We start from the raw sequence: 6091 nt of genomic DNA, 5'->3' as shown, positions 1-6091 counted from the left end.
GGCCAGCAGGTGACGGATCTGGGTGGCGGAAACCGCGAGCGGTGTCTGCCAGACGAATGCAATCGGTCCCCTCGGCCCTTTCAGGGCCAGCGGGTCGCTCACCGAACGCGCTGCCAGCAGGTTGCGCAAGGCATCCGGCGGTTCGCTGTCGGCGTCCGGGCGCTGTAGCACCAGGATGTGGCAATGCTGGAGCAACTCTTCCCAGCGATGCCAAGTGGGCAGGCCGCAAAATGCGTCCCAGCCCAAAAGCAGAAAAACCTGGGTCTCGGCGGCCATTTCGGCGCGCATCAACTCCAGGGTATCAATAGTCCAGGACGGCTTGTCCCGCTGTAACTCACGGGCGTCCACCACCAGTGGCGGCACGCCGGCCACTGCGCATTCAACCATCGCCAGCCGATCCTGCGCCGACACCTGCGGCATGCCGCGATGCGGTGGCCGCGCGTTCGGCATCAAGCGCAACTCGTCGAGCGCCAGCGCTTCAGCAACTTCCAGCCCACCGCGCAAATGGCCGATGTGCACCGGGTCGAACGTACCGCCCAGAACGCCAATGCGTTGAGGTCGAACGTCGCTGCCGGCGGGCACCGTGGTCAGGTCGAGGTCGGTCAACTCAGACCGTCGCCTGGCCGCGCAACTGGCCATCACCGACCACGATGTACTTCTCGCAGGTCAGTCCTTCGAGGCCCACCGGGCCGCGGGCGTGCAGCTTATCAGTAGAAATGCCGATCTCGGCACCCAATCCGTATTCAAATCCATCGGCGAAGCACGTCGGCGTGTTGATCATCACCGACGCCGAGTCGACTTCCGCCACAAACCGGCGGGTGTCGGCGAGGTTTTCGCTGACGATCGAGTCGGTGTGATGCGAGCCGTAATGGTTGATGTGTTCAATCGCCTGACCCAGCCCGTCGACCACGCGGATCGACAAAATCGGCGCCAGATATTCAGTGTTCCAGTCTTCTTCGCTGGCCGCGACCGCTTCGATGATTGCCCGGGTACGCTCGCAACCACGCAGTTCGATGCCTTTTTCGCGGAACTGGGCGGCCATCGCCGGCAGGAAATCCTTCGCAACTGTTTGATCGACCAGCAACGTCTCCATCGCACCGCAAATACCGTAACGATAAGTCTTGGCGTTGAAGGCAATGCGCTGGGCTTTCGCCAGATCGGCGTGGGCACTCACGTAAACATGGCAGATGCCGTCCAGATGCTTGATCACCGGCACACGGGCATCGCGGCTGATGCGTTCGATCAGGCCACGGCCTCCGCGCGGCACGATCACGTCGACGTACTCGGGCATGGTGATCATCGCGCCAACGGCGGCACGGTCGGTGGTTTCGACCACTTGCACCACGGCGGCGGGCAGTTCGGCCTCGGCCAGACCGCGCTGAATGCACGCAGCAATTGCGCGATTGGAGTGAATCGCTTCGGAGCCACCACGCAGAATCGTTGCATTCCCGGACTTCAGGCACAGACTGGCGGCATCGATGGTCACGTTGGGCCGGGATTCATAGATGATCCCGATCACGCCCAGCGGCACGCGCATCTTGCCGACTTGAATGCCCGACGGACGGAAACTCATGTCACGGATCGCGCCGACCGGATCCGGCAGCGCAGCCACCTGACGCAGACCGACGATCATGCCGTCGATGCGCGCCGGGGTCAGTTCCAAACGTTCCAGCAGTGCCGGTTCCAGACCATTGGCGCGACCGGCGGCCAGATCCTGCTCATTGGCTGCAGCAAGCTCGGCGCGAGCGGCGTCCAAGGCATTGGCAGCAGCCTGCAGGGCGCGGTTTTTCTGCGCGGTGCTGGCACGGCCGATGACCCGGGAAGCTTCGCGGGCGGCGCGACCCAATCGGGTCATGTAGTCAAGAACGGACTCAGTCATGGTCTGCTGGGGTCTTGGCAAAGAGGAAAGCGGCAGATTATAGCTGTCGCGTCCCGGGACTAACAGCGGTGACAGGCGGATGGTCGAAATGGACTGCAATTTGCCGACGTTCAGCCGTAATTAAGCATTGAATTGTTATCATCACGACCTCATCAGCCCGGATAAACATCGCTTGCCATGTCCAACCTGACTGTTCGCGCCAGCGCCGAGCGCCAGCCTGCGGGGCTTGCCGACGCTTTTTTCGACCGTGACGCACAGATCCTCGCCAAGGATCTGCTCGGCAAAGTCATTCGCCATCGCGTTGGCGGTCTGTGGCTGAGCGCGCGGATCATCGAAACCGAAGCCTATTACTGCGCGGAAAAAGGCAGCCATGCCTCGCTCGGTTACACGGAAAAGCGTAAGGCTTTGTTTCTGGATGGCGGACACATCTATATGTATTACGCCCGTGGCGGTGATTCGCTGAACTTCAGTGCGCAAGGGCCGGGCAATGCCGTACTGATCAAATCGGCCTATCCGTGGGTCGATGAAGTCAGCGGGCCGGCGAGTCTGGCGCAGATGCTATTGAACAATCCTGACGCTCAAGGGCGTGCGCGACCGTCGCAGAAGCTCTGTGCCGGGCAGACTTTGCTGTGCAAGGCGCTGGGGTTGAAGGTGCCGATGTGGGACGCCAAGCGTTTCGATCATGAACTGATTCTGGTCGAAGACACCGGCCCGGCGCCCTTGCAGATCATTCAAACCACGCGACTGGGCATCCCCCATGGCCGTGACGAACACCTGATGTACCGCTTCGTCGACGGCGCTTATGCGCAATGGTGCACGCGGAACCCGCTGCGCCGCGGTCAGGTCGAAGGCCGGGATTATTTTTTGCTGTAAACACAAACCCCTGTAGGAGCTGCCGAAGGCTGCGATCTTTTGATCTTTTAAAAACAAAGATCGCAGCCTTCGGCAGCTCCTACAGGGGATCATCAATGGTTTGGAGTTTTTTGGTATGGGCCCATGGCTCGATAGCGTGACCGGTTGGCTGGCGGCCAATCCGCAGTGGCTGGCCGCAGCGGTGTTCATTGTTGCCTGCGTGGAATGCCTGGCGATTGCCGGATTGATCGTGCCCGGCACGGTGTTGTTGTTTGCCGTGGCCGTACTGGCCGGCAGCGGTGCGCTGTCGTTGAGCGAAACCTTACTGCTGGGTTTCCTCGGCGGGATTCTCGGCGATGCGATTTCGTATTTCCTCGGTCGCCACTTCCACCAGAACATCCGCCGTCTGCCGGGCTTGCGCCATCACCCGGAATGGATGGCCGGCGCAGAAAGCTATTTCCAGCGTTATGGCATCGCCAGTTTGCTGGTCGGTCGCTTTATCGGCCCGTTGCGACCAATGCTGCCAATGGTCGCCGGCATGTGCGACATGCCGTTCCCGCGTTTTGCCGCCGTCAGTCTGCTGGCCGCCGCCGGCTGGAGCGTCGCCTATCTGCTGCCAGGCTGGGCCACTGGCGCGGCGATTCGTCTGCCGCTGCCGGAAGGTTTCTGGCTACAGGCCGGGATTGTCGCCGCGAGCATTGCGGTCATGGTCGGCCTCAGCGTCAACAGCAGCCTGCGCCGCCATCGCCGCGCGACGATCTGGATCAGCAGCATGAGCCTGTTGATTCTGATTGGCCTGTTCATTGGTTACCCGTACCTGACGGCGCTCGACCAAGGCGTGATGACGCTGGTGCAGGAACACCGCCAGCCGCTGCTCGATGAGATCGCGGTGACGTTCACCCTGATCGGCGAATTCCGCAACATGCTGATGTTCAGCGCCCTGCTCACCGGTCTGTTGCTGCTGTGCCGGCAATGGCGCCAGGCAATCTTTGCCGGCGGCGTGTTGCTCTGCACAGCGATGCTCAATACCGGCACCAAGATGTTTTTCGCGCGGGTGCGTCCGGAAGTACTGAGTGATCCGCTGACCAGTTACAGCATGCCGAGCGGCCACGCGTCGGGGTCGTTCGCGCTGTTTCTGGTGCTCGCGGTGTTGGCTGGTCGCGGCCAACCGCCACGCATGCGCCTGACCTGGCTCTTTGTCGGTTGCATTCCGGCTCTGTCGATTGCCTTGTCGCGGGTGTATCTGGGGGCGCATTGGCCGACGGACATTCTCGCCGGCGCGATGCTCGCGGCGTGCGTGTGTGCGGCGGGGTTGTGGTTGAGCCAGCGCAAAGAGCCGCTGAATGCCATGCCGTTCAAGGTCTGGTGGCTGATACTGCCGGCGTTGCTGGTGTTGTTCAGTTTGTTTGTGTTTAGGCATTTGCCGAACACGATGTTGCGTTACGCGTATTGAAGATCAAAAGATCGCAGCCTTCGGCAGCTCCTACATGGGATTTCATTTCACGCCCGACACATCGCGCGCATGTGCAATCAAACCGTGTAGGAGCTGCCGCAGGCTGCGATCTTTTACGATGGATCAGGCAAACAACTCGCCCTGCAATTCATCAAGCAGCGCCTGGATCGCATCCAGTCGCTGCTGCGGATCATCGAGTTGCAGCAGATCGATCTTGTCTTCTTCGGCGAACGGCAGCAGATACGCCAATTGATTGGCCAACGACTGCTGACCGAGCGCGTCAGTGCCCATGTTCAGCGCTTCGACCATCGGGTGTTCGGCCAGCGCTTTGAGCAGCGCGACCAGATCGGCGTCCTCGTCCTGCAGCGGTTGCTCGGGTTCATCGTCGAGCCATTCGACGTCGGCAAGGATCAACTGATCGCGTTGCACTTCGGTGCGCAACACGTTGAAACGCCGCCCGCCCTGCACGCGAATCCCCAGCAAACCGTTGTCCTGCTGCTGGAAATCGGTGATGCGCGCCTCGCAACCGACCAGCGCATAGCCCTCCGGCGCCAGCCCGACTTCGCTGCCCTGCAGAATGCACACCACGCCGAAACCGCCGCCCTGCTTCATGCAGCGGCCGATCATGTCGAGATAGCGCGCCTCGAAGATCTGCAAGTCGAGGTTGCAGCCGGGAAACAGCACTGTGTTCAGCGGGAAAAGCGGCAGACTCATAGACATTTCCTTACACCACCATCGACACCGCCAACGGCAGGAACACCGCCGTGGCCACGCCCATCAGACTCATCGCCAGCGCCGCAAACGCGCCGCACTCATCACTTTCCTGCAACGCCACCGAGGTGCCGACCGCGTGGGCGGTCATGCCCAGCGCCATGCCGCGCGCTTCGGGGCTGTGTACGCCCAGACGGGTCAACAGCGCCGGGCCGAAAATCGCGCCGATCACCCCGGTGATCAACACAAACACCGCCGCCAGCGCCGCGACGCCGCCGATCTGTTCGGCGACCAGCATGGCGATCGGCGAGGTCACCGACTTCGGCGCCATGGTCATCAGAATCATGTGCTCAGCGCCGAACCACCAACCCAACAGCACGCCCATGCCCGTAGCGACCACCCCGCCTATCACCAGCGTAGTAAAAATCGGCCAGAACAATTGGCGAATGCGCCGCAGGTTGAGATACAGCGGCACCGCCAGTGCCACGGTCGCCGGGCCGAGCAGAATGCTGAGGATCTCGGTGCTCTTGCGGTACTCGGCGTAGGTCAGGCCGCAGCCGAGCAATACGCCGATCACCAACAGCATGGAGACCAGCACCGGTTGCAGAAAGATCCAGCGGGTTTTCTCGAACGCCGCCAGCACCAGTTGATAGGCGCCAAGGGTGATGCCGATGCCGAACAATGGATGATGGATGACCGAGGCCCAGGCACCTTGCCAATCGAAGAGCATCAGGACTCCTCCGACGGCGGCGCGTGACGCTTGACCATGCGCTGCATCAGCACACCGGCGAAGGCCATCGACAAGACCAGCGACAACACCAGCGCACCGGCGATTGCCCAAAAATCAGCGGCAATGTCGCTCGCATACACCATCACCCCCACCGCTGGCGGCACCAGCAGCAACGGCAGATAACGCAGCAGACTGCCGGCCGCGAGGTTCAGCGGTTCGCCGACTTCACCGCGAATGATCAGGAAGATCAGCAACAGCAGCAGGCCGATAATCGGCCCCGGCAGCACCGCCAACAGCAAATGATTGAGTGCCGTGCCGAGCAGTTGAAACAGCACCAGCATGGTCAGGCCACGTAACAACATCCGACTTCTCTCCCCGTCTCTCTCCCGTTCATCGCCGGCATTATAAGCACGCCTGCGCTATGGATCGGCATTCGCCAAAAGCATGGTCAGTTGACCGCAGCAAA

The 6091-nt window shown here is 61.5% G+C and carries 7 protein-coding genes; 2 read left to right on the top strand and 5 right to left on the bottom strand.

The window, feature by feature from the left end:
* Positions 1-639: nicotinate-nucleotide adenylyltransferase (gene nadD, locus ACIP66_RS18605; RefSeq protein ID WP_400649814.1), on the bottom strand; the 639-nt coding region annotated here is incomplete at its 3' end.
* The gene (locus ACIP66_RS18600; RefSeq protein ID WP_400649811.1) at positions 608-1879 is read right to left on the bottom strand and encodes a glutamate-5-semialdehyde dehydrogenase; all 1272 of its coding nucleotides are present in this window, start codon (positions 1877-1879) and stop codon (positions 608-610) included. The genes ACIP66_RS18600 and nadD, both read right to left, overlap by 32 nt.
* A gap of 177 nt (positions 1880-2056) precedes the next feature.
* Between ACIP66_RS18600 and ACIP66_RS18595 the strand changes: the two genes are divergently transcribed.
* The gene (locus ACIP66_RS18595; RefSeq protein WP_400649809.1) at positions 2057-2752 is read left to right on the top strand and encodes a DNA-3-methyladenine glycosylase; all 696 of its coding nucleotides are present in this window, start codon (positions 2057-2059) and stop codon (positions 2750-2752) included.
* Between the two features lie 115 nt (positions 2753-2867).
* Entirely contained in the window at positions 2868-4184 is a 1317-nt protein-coding gene (locus ACIP66_RS18590; protein WP_400649806.1) for a bifunctional DedA family/phosphatase PAP2 family protein, read from the top strand.
* Between the two features lie 123 nt (positions 4185-4307).
* On the opposite strand, the gene ACIP66_RS18585 is transcribed toward ACIP66_RS18590, so the two are convergent.
* The 3 genes from ACIP66_RS18585 to ACIP66_RS18575 are packed head-to-tail and all read right to left on the bottom strand — an operon-like array spanning position 4308 to position 5987.
* Positions 4308-4898 (bottom strand): LON peptidase substrate-binding domain-containing protein, encoded by a 591-nt coding sequence (locus tag ACIP66_RS18585; RefSeq protein ID WP_053124190.1) that lies wholly within the window; start codon positions 4896-4898, stop codon positions 4308-4310.
* A 10-nt stretch (positions 4899-4908) separates the two neighbouring features.
* Entirely contained in the window at positions 4909-5625 is a 717-nt protein-coding gene (locus ACIP66_RS18580) for an LrgB family protein (RefSeq protein ID WP_159814964.1), read from the bottom strand.
* Positions 5625-5987, bottom strand: coding sequence for a CidA/LrgA family protein (locus tag ACIP66_RS18575; protein ID WP_400649803.1), 363 nt, complete (start codon positions 5985-5987; stop codon positions 5625-5627). The genes ACIP66_RS18580 and ACIP66_RS18575 overlap by 1 nt, the downstream gene beginning before the upstream one ends.
* Positions 5988-6091: the final 104 nt, after the last annotated feature.

Source organism: Pseudomonas sp. NPDC088429, from assembly GCF_044753305.1.
Lineage (GTDB): Bacteria > Pseudomonadota > Gammaproteobacteria > Pseudomonadales > Pseudomonadaceae > Aquipseudomonas > Aquipseudomonas rustica.
This window is presented reverse-complemented; position numbering and strand designations above follow the sequence as displayed.

Coding starts and splice junctions, on each gene's coding strand:
- ACIP66_RS18585 (WP_053124190.1), bottom strand. CDS start 4,898: ATGAGTCTGCCGCTTTTCCCGCTGAACACAGTGCTGTTTCCCGGCTGC.
- ACIP66_RS18580 (WP_159814964.1), bottom strand. CDS start 5,625: ATGCTCTTCGATTGGCAAGGTGCCTGGGCCTCGGTCATCCATCATCCA.
- ACIP66_RS18590 (WP_400649806.1), top strand. CDS start 2,868: ATGGGCCCATGGCTCGATAGCGTGACCGGTTGGCTGGCGGCCAATCCG.
- ACIP66_RS18595 (WP_400649809.1), top strand. CDS start 2,057: ATGTCCAACCTGACTGTTCGCGCCAGCGCCGAGCGCCAGCCTGCGGGG.
- ACIP66_RS18575 (WP_400649803.1), bottom strand. CDS start 5,987: ATGTTGTTACGTGGCCTGACCATGCTGGTGCTGTTTCAACTGCTCGGC.
- ACIP66_RS18600 (WP_400649811.1), bottom strand. CDS start 1,879: ATGACTGAGTCCGTTCTTGACTACATGACCCGATTGGGTCGCGCCGCC.